The following is a 17607-nucleotide window of genomic DNA, read 5'->3' on the forward strand; positions in this document are numbered from 1 at the left end:
AAAAGCCTCGTGAGGGGGGTGGGATATGGCGGAAACGAGAGAGCCGTCATCCCGGGGCTGCGCAGCAGAACCCGGGATCGCTGGACGAGAGTGGCGCCTTGTTCTGCAAGCGATCCCGGATCGCCTGCGGCGTCCGGGATGACGGCTGAAGGGGCAAACCCTCACATATTGACGTAGTTGGGCCCGCCGCCGCCTTCGGGGGTCGTCCAGACGATGTTCTGGTTCGGGTCCTTGATGTCGCAGGTCTTGCAGTGGACGCAGTTCTGGGCGTTGATCTGGAAGCGCACGCCCCCCTCGCCCTCGACCCATTCATAGACGCCCGCCGGGCAGTAGCGCTGCGAGGGGCCGCCATAGACGTCGTGCTCGGAGGCCTTCTGCAGGCCCATGTCCCTGACCTTGAGGTGAGCCGGCTGGTCCTCCTCGTGGTTGGTGTTGGACAGGAACACCGAGGACAGCCGGTCGAAGGTCAGGACCCCGTCGGGCCTGTCGTACTTGATCGGCTTCACCTGATCGAGCGGCAGCAGGCACTCGTGGTCCGGCTTGCCGTGGCTCATGGTGCCGAAGGGCGACCAGTTGAAGATCTCGGTCAGCCACATGTCGAGGCCGCCCAGCGCCACGCCGGCCGTGGTGCCGTATTTCGACCAGAGCGGCTTCACGTTGCGCACGCGCTTGAGGTCGTAGCCGATGGGCGAGGAGCGCCAGGCCTCCTCGTAGGATGCGACCTCGTCATGGGCCCGGCCAGCCTGCAGGGCGGCGAAGAGATGGTCGGCGCAGAGCATGCCGGACAGGATGGCGTTGTGGCTGCCCTTGATGCGCGGCACGTTCACGAAGCCCGCCGAGTCGCCCACGAGGCAGCCGCCCGGGAACGACAGGCGCGGCACCGACTGCCAGCCGCCCTCCATGATGGCGCGCGCCCCGTAGCCGATGCGCTTTGCGCCCTCGAACACGTCGCGCACCATCGGGTGCGTCTTGAAGCGCTGGAACTCGTCGAAGGGCGACAGGGTCGGGTTCTTGTAGTTGAGGTGCACCACGAAGCCGACGGACACGAGGTTGTCGTCGAAGTGGTAGAGCCAGGAGCCGCCGCCGGAATTGTTGGGCAGCGGCCAGCCCATGGAATGGCGCACGAGGCCCGGACGGAAGTGCTCAGGCTTGACCTGCCACAGCTCCTTGATGCCGATGCCGTATTTCTGGTGATCGCGGCCCTGATTGAGGCCGAAGCGCTCGACCATCTGCTTCGTCAGGTTGCCACGGGCGCCCTCGCCGAAGATCGTGTACTTGGCGCGCAGCTCCATGCCGCGGGTGAAGTTGGCGTTGGGCTCGCCGTTGCGGCTGATGCCCATATCGCCGGTGGCGACGCCCACCACCTTGCCGTCCTCGATCAACACTTCCGCGGCCGGGAAGCCGGGATAGATCTCGACGCCGAGCTCCTCCGCCTTGCGGCCGAGATAGCGGGCGACGTTGCCCAGCGAGCCGACGAAGTTGCCGTGGTTGTTCATGAGCTTGGGCATGAACATGTTGGGCAGCTTCACGCCGCCGGCATGGCCCAGATACATGAACTCGTCGGCCGTGACTTCCGTCTTGAGCGGCCGATCCGGATCCGAGCGCCACTCCGGCAGGAGGCCGTCGAGGCCGATCGGGTCGATCACCGCGCCGGACAGGATATGCGCCCCGACCTCGGAGCCCTTCTCGACCACGACCACGGAAATGTCGGCGCCTGCCTCGGCGGCCTGCTGCTTGAGCCGGATGGCGGTGGCGAGCCCTGCAGGACCCGCGCCCACGACGACGACGTCGAACTCCATCGATTCACGGGCGGGCAGATCAGCCATGGGCTTCCTCCTGATACGCAGCTTCGGTGCTTGAGAAGACAGATGGTTTAGATATGAACAATCCGCCCAGTTTCTCAAGTCATTCTCATCGAGACATTGTCCTAACTTCATTGAGGCAAGGCGGAAAGTTCTCTTTCCGCATAAGGTTATGCCGAAATCCAATGATCATCATCGGATTTGAGAGGGAATCCGTAAGCTCAAGGAGGCGGGGCAATCGCCGCAGTGGACAGGACCGTCCCGAGTTGTTCAACCAGGGTGAGAGGTTTACAAAGGATCATGCAGGATCGTCCGTCCACCCATCCGGTGTTCTACACGCTGTTCGACACATCCATCGGCCCCTGCGGGCTGGCTTGGCACGAGCGCGGCGTGATCGGCTTTCAGCTCCCCGAGGACGATGCTTCCAAGACCCGCAGCCGCATCGCTAGGCGCTTCCCTGGAATCGTCGAGGCCCCGCCCCCGCCGGACATCCAGCGCATCGTCGCCGATGTGACGGCTCTGCTGCAGGGTGAAGCGCGCGACCTATCCGCCGTGCCGCTGGACATGGAAGCCGTGTCCGAGTTCGACCGCCGCGTCTACGAAGTTGCCCGCAGCATTCCACCGGGCCGCGTGCTGACCTACGGCGACGTTGCCTCCCGCCTCGGCATCGACAATGCCCGGGCCATCGGCCAATCCCTCGGGCGCAATCCGTTTGCCGTGATCGTGCCCTGCCACCGGGTCGTTGCGGCGGACGGCAGGCTCGGCGGCTTCTCGGCCGGTGGCGGCGCCACGACCAAGCGCCGCCTCCTCGCCATCGAGGACGCCCGGCGCGACGAGACCCCGACCCTGTTCGACCTGATCTCGTAAGCCCCCAAGAACCCTTGGGTTCTTTGTGAGCCTGAGTTGTCCACAGCCCCCGGAATGCTTACATACGGCTCATGCAGGATCTCCCCTCCGATCGCGACGCTCTCCAGGCGCTCCTCGACTTTCATGTCGAGGCGGGGGTCGATCTCGCGCTCGACGAGACCCCGCACGACCGCTTCGCGGAACGCAAGCCCGAGGTTGCCAAGCCTCAGCCTCCCAAAGCCTCTCCAGCCCAGCCGGCGCCCTCCCCCCGCGCTTTGCCGAAGGCCGCCGCAAGCGCGCCCGAGGAGGTTGCCGGCATGGCCCGCGAGCAGGCCCGTCATGCGCAGTCGCTGGAGGAACTCGAGGCGATCCTGGCCGGCTTCGACGGCTGCGCCCTGAAGTTCTCCGCCAAGAACCTGGCCTTCGCGGACGGCAACCCGGAAGGCCGCGTGATGCTGGTGGGAGAAGCTCCCGGGGCGGATGAGGACCGGATCGGCAAGCCCTTCATGGGCCGCTCCGGCCAGTTGCTCGACCGGATGCTCGCCACCATCGGGCTCGACCGCTCCCAGGTTTATGTCGCCAACATCGTGCCCTGGCGACCGCCGGGCAACCGCACGCCGACGCCCCAGGAAATCGCCATCTGCAAGCCTTTCATCGCGCGGCAGATTGAACTGGCGAGCCCTGAATTCGTGCTCTGCCTCGGCGGCCCCGCCGCCCAGAACCTGCTCGGCATCAAGGAGGGAATCCTGCGCAGCCGCGGCCGCTGGTTCACCTACAAGACCGAGGACGGGCGCGAGATCAAAGCTCTGCCGACCCTGCACCCGGCCTATCTCCTGCGCCAGCCCCTGCAGAAGCGCCTCGGCTGGCGCGATTTCCAAGCCCTCAAGCGGGCTCTGGACGGCCGCGAGTAAGGCGCCCTTTCGGAACCGGTTCATATGCTTACGCCTTAAGCCCCTGCGGTATCCCGTGCTGCGGCTGGAAGGTGATTCATGCGCTGGGACAACTTTCGAACCTCGTCCAATGTTGAAGACCGTCGCGGCATGGGCATGGCGGGCGGCGGCGGGCTCGGAATAGGAGCGATCGTCATCCTCGGCCTCGTGGGCTGGGCGCTCGGCATCGACCCCCGCTTGCTGATCGGCGGCGCCGAGATGATCGCGGGCGGCGGCTCCGGCTACCAGCAGCAGCAGGGCCGCCAGGGCACGCCCCAGGATGAGATGGGCCGCTTCGTCGCCGCCGTGCTCGGCAACACGGAAGACGTCTGGAACACGGTGCTGCCCCAGCAGGCGAACCGACAATACCAGGAGCCCAAGCTCGTGCTGTTCTCCGGCGCCACCCGGTCCGGCTGCGGCGGCGCGCAATCGGCCATGGGGCCGTTCTACTGCCCGCTCGACCAGACCGTCTATATTGACCTGTCCTTCTTCGAGGAGATGCAGAGCCGCTTCCGCGCCGGCGGCGACTTCGCCTATGCCTATGTGCTCGCCCACGAGGTCGGCCACCATGTGGAGAACGTCCTCGGCATCCTGCCCCGCGTCCAGGAGCGCCAGCAGCAGGTCAGCCGGACGGAGGCCAACCAGCTCTCCGTTCGCGTCGAGCTGATGGCCGATTGCCTTGCCGGCGTGTGGGCGCACCACTCCAACCAGCGTTGGCAGTCCCTCGAGCAGGGCGACATCGAGGAGGCGATCCGCGCGGCGGAAGCCATCGGCGACGACCGGCTCCAGAAGCAGTCGCAAGGCCGCGTGGTCCCCGACAGCTTCACCCACGGCTCCTCCGAGCAGCGCATGCGCTGGCTCACGACAGGGCTGAAGACGGGCCAGGTCCAGGCCTGCGACACGTTCCGGGCGAGCCGGCTTTAGGAGCATCAACAAAGCTCTCACGGACGGACCGAGAGCTGCGAGGGCGACGTGCGAATCGCCCTCCAGGACATTCTCTTGAACAACGCGCCTTAGTGAAGTTGAGCCGGCGATGAGAACGGCTTTGTGGCGTCCACCACGAACAGCGCGAGCTCTTTCAACTCGGCGGAGCCGGTGCTCGACACTTCCATCGGCACATCACCTGCATGACCAACCAGGGTCTGGCCGGCGGAGACGCGTGCCACACCCTGCGGGGTCTTTTGCGTCAATTCTCCCGCGAGCACGTAGAACGCCTCCGACCCTGGATGGGTGTGCACGGATGTGACACTGCCCGGAGGGCCGCCTGCCTCGTTGACGCGGAGAAGATACTGCGGAGCATCGATCCTTGGGAGCGGCCCGATCTCGGCAACTCGCTTGCCGCCTTTCGAGGCTTCTCCTGCGCGGCCCAGCTCGAAGAGCCAAACCTTGCCTTCGTGCTCGGCCACCAATCCCAGGGGGCCTGCAGCCGCCTGTGCCTGTTCCTTACTATCGAAGGTTTCGATGCGCCAGAACAGGTCGCCTGCCGGCAACTCCGTCACCTTCTTCTCAACAAGCGGCTTGACGGAGAAGGCTTGCTGCGCGGCTGCCAGCGAGGGCAGGAGCAACACCCCTGAGACCAATGCTGCGATGAGCTTGCGTTTCATCATACAACCTCTCCAAGATTGGACGTGCTGCGGCACGAGTTCACGGACGTCCGTTAGGGACCCGGTCGACTAAGTTGTACGCAATCATCCCGGTCGCGTTTCGACGACGACCTGACGCTTCTCACGATGCGCCTTTTGAGCCTGAAAATCCAGGTGAAATACGTTGCGACAGGCTCTAGGCTCCTGCATTGCTGACGCCGAATGCCTCCTTGAAGAACAGGCCCTCCCCATGCCCGGTATCGACGACGCTCTCCCTTTCGTTCCTCTCGGCATTGCCGTGCTGACGGTCTCCGACACGCGCTCGCTGGAGGAGGACAAGTCCGGCGCCACGCTGGCCGAGCGTCTGACCAAGGCCGGCCACCGGCTTGCCGACCGCGCCATCGTAACCGACGACGTGGAGGCGATCCGCGGAAAGGTGCAGGGCTGGGTCGCCGATCCCGCCATCGACGTGGTCATCACCACGGGCGGCACGGGCTTCACCGGGCGCGACGTGACGCCGGAGGCCATCGAGCCGCTGTTCGACAAGCGGATGGAGGGTTTCTCCGCCATCTTCCACCGCATCTCCTACGACAAGATCGGCACCTCGACGATCCAGTCGCGGGCCACCGCCGGCGTGATCGGCACCACCTTCGTGTTCGTGCTGCCCGGCTCGCCCGGCGCCTGCAAGGACGCTTGGGACGGCATCCTGGCCAATCAGCTCGATTACCGGCACCGGCCGTGCAACTTCGTCGAGATCATGCCGCGCCTCGACGAGCACCTGAAGCGGGGCAAACTGCAGGCCTAGAAGCCTCAACCGAAAACGGGATCGCGCTCGATGGTGGCGGAGAGCCGCACAGGCATGCGGGCTCTCTCCTCGTTCAGCAGCACCCGGCGGTGAACCAGGTCGCCGGCGCGCACCCGCGCATCCGCGAACAGGTTGGTGAGCGCACGCGCCACCCCGGCCCGCCGCCGCCGCATCCTTGCAAGCCCCTGCTCCGGCTTCGACAGGGCGACGAAGCGGTCGAGCACCCGGATCCAGCCCTCCTGCGGGATGTCGCCGTCATCGAGGCACAGGAGCCAGTCGCGCCGCGCCGCCCGCGCGCCCTCGGCCCACGAGCCGCGCTCGGCCATCACCAGGGTAGCGCCGGCGGCATCCGCCACCTTCGCCAGGGTGTCGCCCTGCCTGTCGACGAGGATGACGGCATCGCCGACCAGACCCTCGGCCACGGCCGGGACAAGGGCGCTCAGAGTAGCGGCCAGGGCTTCTGGCCCATGGGAAACGCGAACGAGAACGGTAATCATCTGAACACTATAGCGCCTCCTTGCCGCCCCGTCGCCAGGGGATTATCGCAAGCCGCCTCTTGATTTTGTTCCTGTTTTGTTCCTAAACTTGGAGCATCCAGTCACAGATTCGCTCGAGGCCGCCATGAGTGTTCGCGCCAAAGACCATGCCGGCGATCCCCTCCGCTCCAGGCCCGTGAAGCGCACGCCCCTGGAGGCGGCCGAGGCCGCCCGCCGCCGCATGGACGACCCGGCCTACCGGGTCGAAGTGGACCGCCGCCGGGGCCGCGGGGCAGCGGCCAACCCGTCGGGCCGCTACGAACCGGCCCAGCGCGAGGCCTTCGACGACGGCTGGGAGATCGACGAGGAGCTTCCGACCCTGCCCACCGAGGTGATCGTCGAGAAGGCGCGCACCATCATCACCCGCAACGACTCGCCCGACATCCTGTTCGAGAAATCGATCAACCCCTATCGCGGCTGCGATCACGGCTGCTCCTATTGTTTTGCGCGGCCCACCCACGCCTATCAGGGCCTGTCCTCGGGCCTCGATTTCGAGACCAAGATCTTCGCCAAGCCCAATGCGGCGGAGCTTCTGGAGAAGGAGCTGCGGGGCTCGAAGTACCAGCCGGCTCCCATCGCGCTCGGCTCCAACACCGATCCCTACCAGCCGGTGGAGCGGCGCTTCCGCATCACGCGCTCCATTCTGGAGGTGCTGAACCGGACGAACCATCCTGTCGCCATCGTGACCAAATCGGCCTTGGTCACCCGCGACATCGACATCCTGGGCCCCATGGCCGAACGGCAGCTCGCAAAGGTGGCGATCTCGGTCACGACCCTCGACCCGAAGCTCGCCCGCCGCATGGAGCCCCGCGCAGCCACCCCGGCCAAGCGGCTGGAAACAATTCGTAAGCTCACCGAGGCCGGCATTCCCGTGACGGTGCTGGTCGCCCCCATCATTCCGGCGATCAACGATCACGAGATCGAGGCCATCCTGAAGGCCTGCGCGGAGGCCGGCGCCGGGGAAGCCGGCTACGTGCTCCTGCGCCTGCCGCACGACCTGAAGGACCTGATGCGCGACTGGCTCGTCGACCACTACCCGGACAAGCTCAACCACGTTTTCACCCTGCTGCAGGAGGCCCGCGGCGGCAAGGATTACGATGCGAACTGGAGCACCCGCCAATCCGGCATCGGTCCCTATGCCTGGATGCTCGGCCGGAGGTTCGAGACGGCGGCCGAGCGGCTCGGGCTCAACAAGCGCAGCCTTCGCCTGCGCACGGACCTGTTCAACGTGCCGCCGAAGGAGACGGGGCAGTTGAGCCTGTTTTGAGTGACCGCCCGCGCTTCAAGGTACTCTCTACGTCATGGCCGGGCTTGTCCCGGCCATCCACGTCTTGAGCCGGGTTGAAGACGTGGATCCCCGGAACAAGTCCGGGGATGACGGTGCGGGTATCCAAACCGGCGGCATCATGTGCGGATGACAAAGCCGCCGCCTTCCCGCTTTGATCCCCTCCATGACCGCCCTGATTCGCCCCTCCAAAACCTCTGGCCTCGGCCTTGCCCGCGAGCTTTCCGCACGCGCTGAGGGCTACACCTGCATCGCAGGCCTCGACGAGGTCGGGCGCGGGCCTCTCGCGGGGCCGGTGGTGTCGGCGGCGGTGGTGCTCGATCTCGACAACGTTCCTCAGGGCTTGGCCGATTCGAAGGCGCTCACGGCGGCCAGGCGCGAGGCGCTGTTCGCCGAGATCCTGGCAACGTCAAAGGTGGGTATCTCATCCATCTCGCATCGGGAGATCGACGCCATCAACATCCGGCAGGCCTCGCTGCTGGCCATGTGCCGGGCGCTCGCGGCGCTCCCCTGCACGCCGGACATCGCCTTCGTCGACGGCAACGATCCGCCCGGCCTTCCCTGCGCGACGGAAGCGGTCATCAAGGGTGATTCGAGCATCGCGTCCATCGCCGCGGCGTCGATTGTCGCGAAAGTCATCCGCGACCGGATGATGGCGCGGCTCGGGAACGCTTATCCTGCCTATGGTTTTGCCAGCAACGCAGGCTACAGCACCAGGGCGCATCTCACGGCGGTGGCGAGCGAGGGGCCCTGCCCGTTTCATCGCATGAGTTTCTCGCCCTTGCGCCAAGGGTTACTGGACCTGTAACCTCCCTTAACGCTGATTAACTAAAAAGCTCAATATTTTCAAAGCGTAGGCAAGATTTGCCGATCCAAAATATTTGGATTTTTCCGCGTTTGGAAACCTCCTCTTTACCCTATCCGATCATGATCCTGAGTGTCAGTTGCGTAACCGGTGATCACCCATGGGTACCTCGCGTACCGGGGCTGCCGGCGCCGCCTCCCGGATCCATGTCTCGCGTACCGGGCGGTCTGCGCCGGCACCTCGGACGGGGCGTAAAACGCCCCTCTCCGTCCTGCCGCAAACTCTTCCTCTCAATGAGATACTTCTCGGCGACTGCATCGCCAATCTTGAGAAGCTTCCCCCTGAGAGCGTGGATGTGGTCTTCGCGGATCCGCCTTACAATCTCCAGCTCGAACAGGCGCTCACGCGTCCTGACCAGAGCCTCGTCGACGCGGTCGACGACGACTGGGACAAATTCGCGAGCTTTGCCGACTACGACGCGTTCACCCGCGCCTGGCTGCTTGCCGTGCGCCGCGTGATGAAGAAGAACGCGACCCTGTGGGTCATCGGCTCCTACCACAACATCTTCCGCGTGGGCTCGGCTCTGCAGGACCTGAACTTCTGGATCCTGAACGACATCGTGTGGCGCAAGGCTAACCCGATGCCGAACTTCAAGGGCCGCCGCTTCACCAATGCGCACGAGACCATGATCTGGGCCTCGAAGAGCGCAGAGTCGAAGGGCTACACCTTCCATTACGATGCGCTGAAAGCCGGCAACGAAGACGTGCAGATGCGCTCGGACTGGTTCATCCCGATCTGCACCGGTGATGAGCGCCTGAAGGACGCGCAGGGGCGCAAGGTGCACCCGACGCAGAAGCCCGAGTCGCTGCTCGCCCGGATCCTGCTCTCGTCCTCCAATCCGGGCGATGTGGTGCTCGATCCCTTCTTCGGCTCCGGCACCACGGGCGCGGTCGCCAAGATGCTCGGCCGCAACTTCATCGGCCTCGAGCGCGATTCGACCTATGCCAAGGCGGCGCGCAAGCGCATCGACGCGGTCGAGCCTCTCTCCGACGTGTCGATTGCCGCAGCCCCCGAGAAGCGCACGGAAGTGCGCGTGCCCTTCCTCTCGCTCATCGAGGCGGGCCTCGTGAAGGCCGGCGAGACGCTGGTGGACGAGCGCCGCCGCCACAAGGCGGTGGTGCGCGCCGACGGCACGCTCGCGCTCGGCGCCATCGTGGGATCGATCCACAAGATTGGCGCTCTGACGCAGGGCTTCCCCTCCTGCAACGGCTGGACCTTCTGGAATGTCGAGCGCGGCGGAAAGCTGGTCTCCATCGACGAGTTCCGCGCCAAGGTGCGGGCGGAGATGGCGGCCTGAGGGCTTGCATCGGGATCGCAAATCCGTGATAGGGCCAGCCACGTGCTGGCCCTTTTCGTTTCCTGCACTAACCTTCCGTCACAGAGGCGTCATCCAAGACCGCTAGCGCGGGGAAAGCCTTACCAAAAGCGAGGACCTGCCCCGTGTCGATGAAGCGAATCATTCTCCCCATGCTTGTTGCCCTCGTGCCCGCCTTGGCGCAGGCGCAAGGTCTTTCGGGCAACCTGGTGCTCTATACGAGCCAGCCCAACACTGACGCACAGCAGACCATCGATGCCTTCAAGGCGAAGCATCCGGGCGTCAACGTCACCTTCGTGCGCGACGGCACCCCGAAGATCCTCGCCAAGCTGAGCGCCGAGTTCGAGGCCGGCCAGCCCCAGGCCGACGTGCTGCTGATCGCCGACAGCGTCACCATGGAGGGCCTCAAGAAGGAAGGCCGCCTGCTGGCGCACGAGAAGGCCGATACCTCCGCCTATCCGGCCGGCACGCACGACCCGCAGAAGTTCTGGTTCGCCACCAAGCTGATCACCACGGGCATCGCCTACAACACGAAGGCGGGGTTCAAGCCGAATTCGTGGGCGGATCTCACCAAGCCCGAGGTCAAGGGCCAGCTCGTCATGCCGAGCCCCCTCACCTCCGGCGCCGCCCTCATCCATGCCGCGACGCTCACGGGCAATCTCGAAGGCGGCTGGAAGTACTACGAGGCCCTGAAGGACAACGAGGCGGTGGCCGGCGGCGGCAATGGCGACGTGCTCAAGCAGGTGGCCGGCGGCCAGAAGCTCTACGGCGTCATCGTCGACTTCATGCCGATCCGCGAAAAGGCCAAGGGCGCACCGATCGAGTTCGTGTTCCCGAAGGAGGGCGTCTCCGCCGTGTCCGAGCCCATCGCGATCCTCAAGACCACGAAGAATGCCGACGCGGCGCGCGCCTTCGTCGACTTCCTGCTCTCGAAGGAGGGCCAGGAGCTGGCCCTGAAGCAGGGCTACATCGCAGCCCACCCGGCCGTTGCGCTGCCGGCCGGCTACCCGTCCCGCGACCAGATCAAGGTGATGGGCTTCGATGCCGCCAAGGCGCTGGCCAATGAGACCGAGAACAAGGCGACCTTCGCCGACATCTTCGGCCAGTGAGACATCGCACGCACGCCAAGTCATTTCTGGAGCGGGGAGGTCTCGGCCTCCTCGCTCCCGTCGCTTTGGCGGTCGTCGCCTTCGATCTTCTGCCCGCCGGCCGTCTGCTGCTCACGGCCCTCGCACCCGGCGGCGTCTTCGATCCCGACAAGGCATTCTCGGCGCTTGCCAGCCGGTCGGCCGTCAGAGCCACCTGGGCGACGCTGGAGACCGCCTTCTTCTCCACCCTGCTGGCGCTCCCCCTCGGCACCCTCATGGCGCTCGTGCTGGGCGTCACCGATATCCGCAGGCGTCAGGTCGCATCGTTCCTGTTCGTCCTCTCGCTGATGATCTCGCCCCAGGTGATCGCGCTCGCCTTCCTGCACCTTGCCGGCCCTGCCTCGCCCATCCTCAACACCTTGGGTCTCACGCCGGAAGCAGGCAGCGCCAACCCGATGATGGGGCGCCTCGGCATCATCATCGTGCTCGGGCTGCACCACGCGCCCCTCGTCTATGTGATCATCAGCGCAGGCCTGAAGCGCATTCCGCTTGCCGTGGTCGAGGCGGCGCGCATGGACGGTTCGCCGCCGCTTAAGATCGTCACCGATCACCTCCTGCCGCTGCTGCGGCCGCATCTCATGAGCGCGGGCCTGCTCGCCTTCGTGGCCGGCATCGGCAATTTCGGCATTCCCGCGCTGCTGGGCGCGCCGGTGAACTATCTCACCCTTCCGGTGCTGATCTACCGCCGCCTGTCGAGCTTTGGAACCGGCATCCTCGGCGACGTGGCGGCCCTTGGGCTTCTCGTCGCGGTCATCGCCATCGTGTGCGTGGCGGCAAGCCAGCTCCTGACGCGTCGCGGAGAGGTGCTCCTGGACGAGGATGCGCCACTCCAGCCGTTCTGGAATCTAGGTCGCGCCGGCGCGGTAGTGGAGGCCTTCGTCATTGCAGTGATCGCCGTCACGCTGGTGCTGCCGATGCTGTCGCTGTTCGCCGCGGCCCTCGTGCCGTCCTACGGCATGCCTCTCACGCTTTCCACGATCACCCTCGACAACTTCGTCGAGGTGCTGGCACGGCAGGACGTCACCATCCGGGCCTTCCTCAACTCGCTGCTCTATGCAGGCGGCGCAGCCTGCCTGCTGGCCGCCATCGCGGTCCCGATGGCCTATGGCCTGGTGAGGTTGATGGGGCGGGCGAGGATCCCGTTCATCGCCCTGCTCGAAATCTCCTATGTGCTCCCCGGCATCGTGCTGGCCATCGCCTGCATCCTGCTGTTCCTGAAGCCGCTGCCGCTCGTCGGCGTCTCGCTCTATGCCACCCCGTGGATCATCGTGTTCGCCTATCTCGCGCGCTTCCTGCCCGTGGTACTCAAGCCCGTGCTCGCCGGCATGACCCAGGTCGACATGGCGCAGGAGGAGGCCGCGGCGCTCGACGGCGCGCGCCTCACGCGGCGGCTCGTCGACGTCATCCTGCCCTCGCTGCTTCCGGCCGCGGTCGCGGGCGGCCTGATGGCGTTCCTGCTCGCCTTCAGCGAACTTACCGTCTCGGCCCTGCTCTGGTCGGCCGGCACGGAGACCATTGGGGTGGTGCTCTACAACCTCGAAGAGGCGGGGCTCGCGAGCCAGGCCTCCGCTGTCGCCATCGTCATCGTGGCCGTCGTCACGCTCGCGATGCTCGGGCTGAATGTGCTGCGCCGGCATCTCCCGGCGGGCACCCTGCCCTGGCATTGCGAGGCGGAAGGCGCGGCGTTCGCCAACCGCGAGGGGAACCGGACCGCCATTCGTGCGGAACCGATCGGGCGGATCGAGCCGAGGCCGGCCCTGAGCACCTGAGGTGGCGGCATCATGGCCGGGCTGCCCCGGCCATGATGCGCTTTCAGAGCATCACCGCGCGGACAGCCATTGCAGCAGTTCCGCGTCGAAGAGAGCGCGCTCCTCGAATTGCGGCGTGTGACTGCTCTTGTCGAACACGCGAACGGTCAGGTCCTTGAACCGCCCGCGATACGGCTCCCATGTGGCGTAGGGCGCGACGAGATAATCGTGGCGACCGAGCCCGAGGAACACCGGCGCGTCGAGACGGTCCAGCCCCTGCGCGATGTCGATGTCGCGGAAGGCCTCGCCCCAGAGATGGTCGAAGACCGGCATGTTCACATGCACGCCATCCCACAGGGGCGCGGCGTCGAAGGTGTGATCGTACCAGCTTCGCGCACCCATCTTCACGCAGAAGGTGACGAAGCGCCTGTCGGGTGCGGCTTCGATCGCCGCCGGCAGGCCGGCGAAATCGGCATCGAGCTTCGCCTTGCGCTCGGGACAGACGGATTCCTGCCAGGACTGTTCCGTGGCCGCCTGATGCGCGGCGCTGTGGCTCGGCCCCGTTGCGATCATCACCACGTGGGAGACGTGTTGCGGATAACGCTTGGCATATTCCAGCGCCATGTATCCATGGCCGGAATGGCCGACGATGATCACCGTCTCCAGGCCGAGATGCCGGCGCACGAGATCGATGTCGTCGAGTACGACATCGAGCGTGTAGTCGGATGCAGTGTATGCGCCCGTCGGCTGCGCGAAGCCGCGATGATCGACGAAGACGAGTTTCAGGGATTGCCGCAAATCCTGCGAGAAGACCCGCGGGTAATAGACTGCGCTGCCGATGACGAGGGCGGGCGTTCCCTCGCCCTCGATGCAATAGGCCAGTTCGAACGGGCCCGAGTGAAGTGTTCCGCGCAGAACGGCGCGATTGCTGTCAGACATGATGATTCCTTCATCCATGCGTGATGATCCGGCCGAGACAGATGTTTCGGCGCCAAAAGACGCGGCTCCTCGGCCACGATGTTTTGTCGGATAGCGTCGCTAACGGATGAGGCGCACGGTGAATGTCCTTCGCTGTCGGGCGGCCCTTTTCGCTCAAACGAGCCGGTTTGTGAAGGCCCTGGCCCTCCCTCAAAACTGAAGAGGTCCCCCACGCGCCTGTCGGGCTGCGGGGCAACGTGCCCTGGGCAATGGTGTGGACACCTTCCAAGGCTGGAACATTCCCCTATGCCGAACCCGGTTCAGCGCTTTAGCATCCTCACATGGCTCCTTCGTCTCTCGATCCCTTCCGCCTCGCCCTCACCGAACCGTCCTGGGACGACCTTCGGATCTTTCTCGCCGTGGTGGCTCATGGATCGATGAACAGCGCCGCCAAGGCGCTCGGCCAGAGCCAGCCGACTATCGCGCGGCGGATCAAGGTGCTGGAGGAAATCTTCGGGCTCACCCTGTTCCAGCGTGGCCCCAACAATCTCGAATTGACGGAAGCAGGCCACGCCGTCCTCGAGGCCGCCACTCCCATGGGCGAGGCCGCCGCCATCGTGTCGCGCACCGCCGCAGCCTACCGGCCCGATCCCGACGCTCCCGTGCGCGTGACGGCAACTGCCTCGGTCACGATGTTCCTGTCGCTGCATTCGGCGGAGCTGCATGAGGCGGCCGCTCCCGTGGAGATCGCCTATATTCCGACGAGGCAAAGGCTCGATCTCGCCTCCGGCGAAGCCGATATCGGCCTGCGCATGCGCAACCTGCCGGAGGGCACGGACGATCTCGTGGCGCGCAGGATCGGCCAGATCGCCTTCGCCATCTATGCCCGCGACGAAAACCCCAAAGCCGTCATCGCGCCGCCGGAGGACCCGACCCTGTCGCGGCAGGCCGCCTATGTGGCCGAGTTCGCGCAAGGCCGCACCATCGCGGCGCGCATCGGCGACATGCCGATCCGCTACCAGGCGGCGAAAGCGGGCCTGGGCGCCGCCTTCCTCCCGTGCTGGCTCGGCGATTCCGATCCCGATCTCGTCCAGGTCATGAAGCCCGAGGGCGACCTGATCGAAGACGTCTTCCTCGTCATGCACCGCCGCAGCCGGAACCGCCCGAATGTGACGCGGGTGGCGAACGCGCTGGCGGCTTTGTTCAAGCGGAATCAGAAGGCGCTGGTGGGAGGCTAACGCTTCACAGAGCTCAACCTCATCCTGAGGAGGTCGCATAGCGACCGTCTCGAAGGAGGCTCCAGCGGATACTGGAGACGCCTCGTGCCCGGACAAAGTCCGGGACCTCGAGACGGTGCTGACGCACCTCCTCAGGATGAGGCTGTGGGTGAGCCTTGCGGGTGGCCTAGGCGCCCTTCGTTGCCTTCTGCCCCGACGCTTTGACCTTCGCCCCCGGCAACTCCCCCAGCGCATGCACCAGCACCTTCTTCATGGCGCCGGGCAACGCTTCTTCATGCAATTGCAAGCGCGGGGTCCAGCGCATGTCGTCCGGAGCGGGCGTGCCCCTGGCGACCTTGGCAAAGAGCACCGTCAGCTCCAGGGGGAAATGGGTGAAGACGTGGCGCACAATGCCCGGCAGGCGCTGCCACCGGGCTTCGATGGGCGCGTCGAGCACGGCGCGGGAGGGCTCGTAATCCGGCATCCATTCGCTCGTCGGCGGCTCCACCATGCCGCCGAGGAGACCTGTGGGCGGGCGGGTGCGCAGCAGGATCGTGTCGTCGGCCCGCAGCACCACAAAGGCCGCGCCCTTGCGCAACTGCCCGGCTTCCTTCTTCTGCTTTTTCGGAAAGGTCTCCTGCAGGCCCTCGGCTCGGGCGCGGCAGGGCACCATCCAGGGGCACAGCGCGCAGGCCGGGCGCTTGGGGGTGCAGATGGTGGCGCCGAGATCCATCACCGCTTGGGCGAAGTCGCCCGGCCGGTCCTCCGGCACCAGCTCTTCCGTGAGCGAGCGGATCAGGGGCTTCGCTTTCGGCAGCGGCTCCTCGACCATGTAGAGGCGGGACATGACCCGCTCCACGTTGCCGTCCACCGCCGCAGCCTTCTCGTTGAAGGCGATGGCCGCCACGGCCGCCGCCGTATAGGCGCCGATGCCGGGAAGCTTGAGAAGATCGGCCTCCGTCGCGGGGAACCGGCCGCCGTGTTTCTCCACAACCGCCTTGGCGCAGGCATGGAGGTTGCGGGCGCGGGAGTAGTAGCCGAGACCGGCCCAGGCCTGCATCACGGCCTCGGAGGGTGCATCGGCCAGGGCCTCCACGGTGGGGAAGCGCTCCAGGAACTTCAGGTAATAGGGTTTGACCGCCGCGACCGTGGTCTGCTGCAGCATGATCTCGGAGAGCCAAACGCGGTAAGGGTTTGCGGTCTCGGCGGGCTTGGCGCGCCACGGCAGATCGCGCCGGTGACGGTCGTACCAGGCGAGAAGATCCTGCGGGTCGGGCTTGGTCGCGCTCGAAGCGGGCGTTAACATGAGATTTGGAATAGCGTTCTAAACCGGATATTCCAACGCGGCTTTTGGACATTCAACATGAGACGACCGCGGCCTCTCGCCCGCCCCCTCGCCGAGTTTCTCGACGTCTGTCTGTCCCCCAGCTTGGCGGCGCAGGGCTTTGCCACCTCCGACATCATCATGGCCTGGCCCGAGATCGTCGGTGAGCGGATGGCTGCCTTCACCCAGCCGCTCAAGATCGAATGGAAGCGCAAGAGCCCCCATGCCGATCCGGAAGCGCGGCCGGGCCCGGCGACCCTGGTGATCCGGGTGGAGAGCGCCTTCGCCCTCGAGCTCCAGCACATGGCCCCGACCGTCATCGACCGGGTGAACACCTATTACGGCTGGCGCTGCATCGGGAAGATCGTGCTGAAACAAGGGCCCGTGCGGCGGGTTGAGAAGAAGCGCCCGGCCGTTCCCGTCCTGACCGCCGCAGACCGGGAGAAGGTCGACCGGGCGGTCCAGCCCATCGAGGAGGAGGGCCTGAAGGCCGCCCTCGACCGGCTGGGCCAGGCGATCGTCAGCTCCGGTTCACGCACGAAAGCGTGAGATGACCGGAACTTGCCTCTTGAGGCAAGGCATTCTACCGCAGACCGAAATCTCTTCAGGAGTTCCCTTACGATGATCACCCGGCGTCAAACGCTTCAGCTTCTCGGAACCGCGGCCGTCACCGCGTACCTCGCGACCAGCCTGCCGGCCCTTGCCCAGAACGTGTCCACATCCGATCTCGCGGTCCAGGGGCCGCTGGGCGACGTGGCCCTGGGCCCGGAAGACGCCAAGGTGACGATCATCGAGTACGCCTCGCTCACCTGCTCCCACTGCGCCACCTTCCACAAGAACACCTGGCCGGAGCTGAAGAAGCGCTACATCGACACCGGCAAGGTGCGGTTCATCCTGCGCGAGTTCCCGCTCGATCCGCTGGCCACCGCCGGCTTCATGCTCGCCCGCTGCGACGGAAACGACAAATATTACCCGATCACCGACCTGCTCTTCGAGCAGCAGCGGAACTGGGCCTTTGTGGAAAAGCCCCTCGACGCCCTGCGCGGCCTGATGCGCCAGGCCGGTTTTTCACAGGAAAAATTTGATGCTTGCCTCAAGGACCAGAAACTATATGACGCAGTCAACGCGGTGAAGAACCGGGGTATGGAGCAGTTCCGTGTGGACTCCACGCCCACTTTCTTCATCAATGGCCAGCGTCATCCTGGAAGCCTGTCGATCGATGAGATTGAAAAGGTCATCAAGCCGATCCTCGGAGAATAATCTCCGTCATCCTGCCCTGTCCGGGC

17 protein-coding genes are annotated in these 17607 nt (G+C 65.7%); 12 read left to right on the forward strand and 5 right to left on the reverse strand.

Translation table 11 applies throughout. The features are described from left to right. Positions 1-161: 161 nt before the first annotated feature. Positions 162-1826, reverse strand: a complete 1665-nt coding sequence (locus tag JAO75_RS02395) for an electron transfer flavoprotein-ubiquinone oxidoreductase (RefSeq protein ID WP_199046383.1) — start codon at positions 1824-1826, stop codon at positions 162-164. 276 nt (positions 1827-2102) lie between these two features. On the opposite strand from JAO75_RS02395, the gene JAO75_RS02400 reads away from it, so the two are divergent. The 3 genes from JAO75_RS02400 (at position 2103) to ypfJ (ending at position 4501) form a co-directional block, all read left to right on the forward strand. Next, positions 2103-2669, forward strand: a complete 567-nt coding sequence (locus JAO75_RS02400; protein ID WP_199046385.1) for a methylated-DNA--[protein]-cysteine S-methyltransferase — start codon at positions 2103-2105, stop codon at positions 2667-2669. A gap of 71 nt (positions 2670-2740) precedes the next feature. Beyond that, positions 2741-3559, forward strand: a complete 819-nt coding sequence (locus JAO75_RS02405) for a uracil-DNA glycosylase (protein WP_199046386.1) — start codon at positions 2741-2743, stop codon at positions 3557-3559. Between the two features lie 78 nt (positions 3560-3637). Then, on the forward strand, positions 3638-4501 hold the full coding sequence (gene ypfJ, locus JAO75_RS02410) for a KPN_02809 family neutral zinc metallopeptidase (RefSeq protein WP_199046388.1): 864 nt from the start codon (positions 3638-3640) through the stop codon (positions 4499-4501). An 89-nt stretch (positions 4502-4590) separates the two neighbouring features. On the opposite strand, the gene JAO75_RS02415 is transcribed toward ypfJ, so the two are convergent. Continuing rightward, positions 4591-5184: a cupin domain-containing protein gene (locus tag JAO75_RS02415; RefSeq protein WP_199046390.1), complete on the reverse strand. Its 594-nt coding sequence runs from the start codon at positions 5182-5184 to the stop codon at positions 4591-4593. 226 nt (positions 5185-5410) lie between these two features. On the opposite strand from JAO75_RS02415, the gene moaB reads away from it, so the two are divergent. Then, a complete protein-coding gene (moaB, locus tag JAO75_RS02420) occupies positions 5411-5965 on the forward strand; it encodes a molybdenum cofactor biosynthesis protein B (protein WP_199046392.1) in 555 nt (184 codons plus the stop codon). A 5-nt stretch (positions 5966-5970) separates the two neighbouring features. On the opposite strand, the gene JAO75_RS02425 is transcribed toward moaB, so the two are convergent. Further along, a complete protein-coding gene (locus tag JAO75_RS02425) occupies positions 5971-6462 on the reverse strand; it encodes a glycosyltransferase family 2 protein (RefSeq protein ID WP_199046394.1) in 492 nt (163 codons plus the stop codon). Positions 6463-6682: 220 nt separating this feature from the next. On the opposite strand from JAO75_RS02425, the gene JAO75_RS02430 reads away from it, so the two are divergent. The 5 genes from JAO75_RS02430 to JAO75_RS02450 all read left to right on the forward strand — a co-directional run bounded on the left by JAO75_RS02430 (position 6683) and on the right by JAO75_RS02450 (position 12883). Continuing rightward, the gene (locus tag JAO75_RS02430) at positions 6683-7768 is read left to right on the forward strand and encodes a PA0069 family radical SAM protein (protein ID WP_246742347.1); all 1086 of its coding nucleotides are present in this window, start codon (positions 6683-6685) and stop codon (positions 7766-7768) included. A 184-nt stretch (positions 7769-7952) separates the two neighbouring features. After that, positions 7953-8594, forward strand: a complete 642-nt coding sequence (locus JAO75_RS02435; protein ID WP_199046398.1) for a ribonuclease HII — start codon at positions 7953-7955, stop codon at positions 8592-8594. Positions 8595-8751: 157 nt separating this feature from the next. Then, complete coding sequence (locus JAO75_RS02440) at positions 8752-9948, forward strand: site-specific DNA-methyltransferase (RefSeq protein ID WP_246742334.1); 1197 nt, start codon at positions 8752-8754, stop codon at positions 9946-9948. A 149-nt stretch (positions 9949-10097) separates the two neighbouring features. Further along, a complete protein-coding gene (locus JAO75_RS02445; protein WP_199046872.1) occupies positions 10098-11075 on the forward strand; it encodes an ABC transporter substrate-binding protein in 978 nt (325 codons plus the stop codon). Next, complete coding sequence (locus JAO75_RS02450) at positions 11072-12883, forward strand: ABC transporter permease subunit (protein WP_199046399.1); 1812 nt, start codon at positions 11072-11074, stop codon at positions 12881-12883. The genes JAO75_RS02445 and JAO75_RS02450 overlap by 4 nt, the downstream gene beginning before the upstream one ends. Positions 12884-12934: 51 nt before the next feature. Here JAO75_RS02450 and JAO75_RS02455 read toward each other — a convergent pair whose 3' ends face one another. Then, a complete protein-coding gene (locus tag JAO75_RS02455; protein ID WP_199046401.1) occupies positions 12935-13801 on the reverse strand; it encodes an alpha/beta hydrolase in 867 nt (288 codons plus the stop codon). Between the two features lie 320 nt (positions 13802-14121). Between JAO75_RS02455 and JAO75_RS02460 the strand changes: the two genes are divergently transcribed. Then, positions 14122-15018, forward strand: a complete 897-nt coding sequence (locus tag JAO75_RS02460; RefSeq protein WP_199046403.1) for a LysR family transcriptional regulator — start codon at positions 14122-14124, stop codon at positions 15016-15018. A gap of 166 nt (positions 15019-15184) precedes the next feature. Here JAO75_RS02460 and mutY read toward each other — a convergent pair whose 3' ends face one another. Next, entirely contained in the window at positions 15185-16303 is a 1119-nt protein-coding gene (gene mutY / locus JAO75_RS02465) for an A/G-specific adenine glycosylase (RefSeq protein WP_199046404.1), read from the reverse strand. 57 nt (positions 16304-16360) lie between these two features. On the opposite strand from mutY, the gene JAO75_RS02470 reads away from it, so the two are divergent. Continuing rightward, positions 16361-16870: a DUF721 domain-containing protein gene (locus tag JAO75_RS02470; protein ID WP_199046405.1), complete on the forward strand. Its 510-nt coding sequence runs from the start codon at positions 16361-16363 to the stop codon at positions 16868-16870. Positions 16871-16942: 72 nt separating this feature from the next. Continuing rightward, a complete protein-coding gene (locus JAO75_RS02475; protein ID WP_199046406.1) occupies positions 16943-17581 on the forward strand; it encodes a DsbA family protein in 639 nt (212 codons plus the stop codon). The last annotated feature ends 26 nt before the right edge of the window (positions 17582-17607 follow it).

This window comes from Microvirga splendida (genome assembly GCF_016427565.1).
Classification (GTDB): domain Bacteria; phylum Pseudomonadota; class Alphaproteobacteria; order Rhizobiales; family Beijerinckiaceae; genus Microvirga; species Microvirga splendida.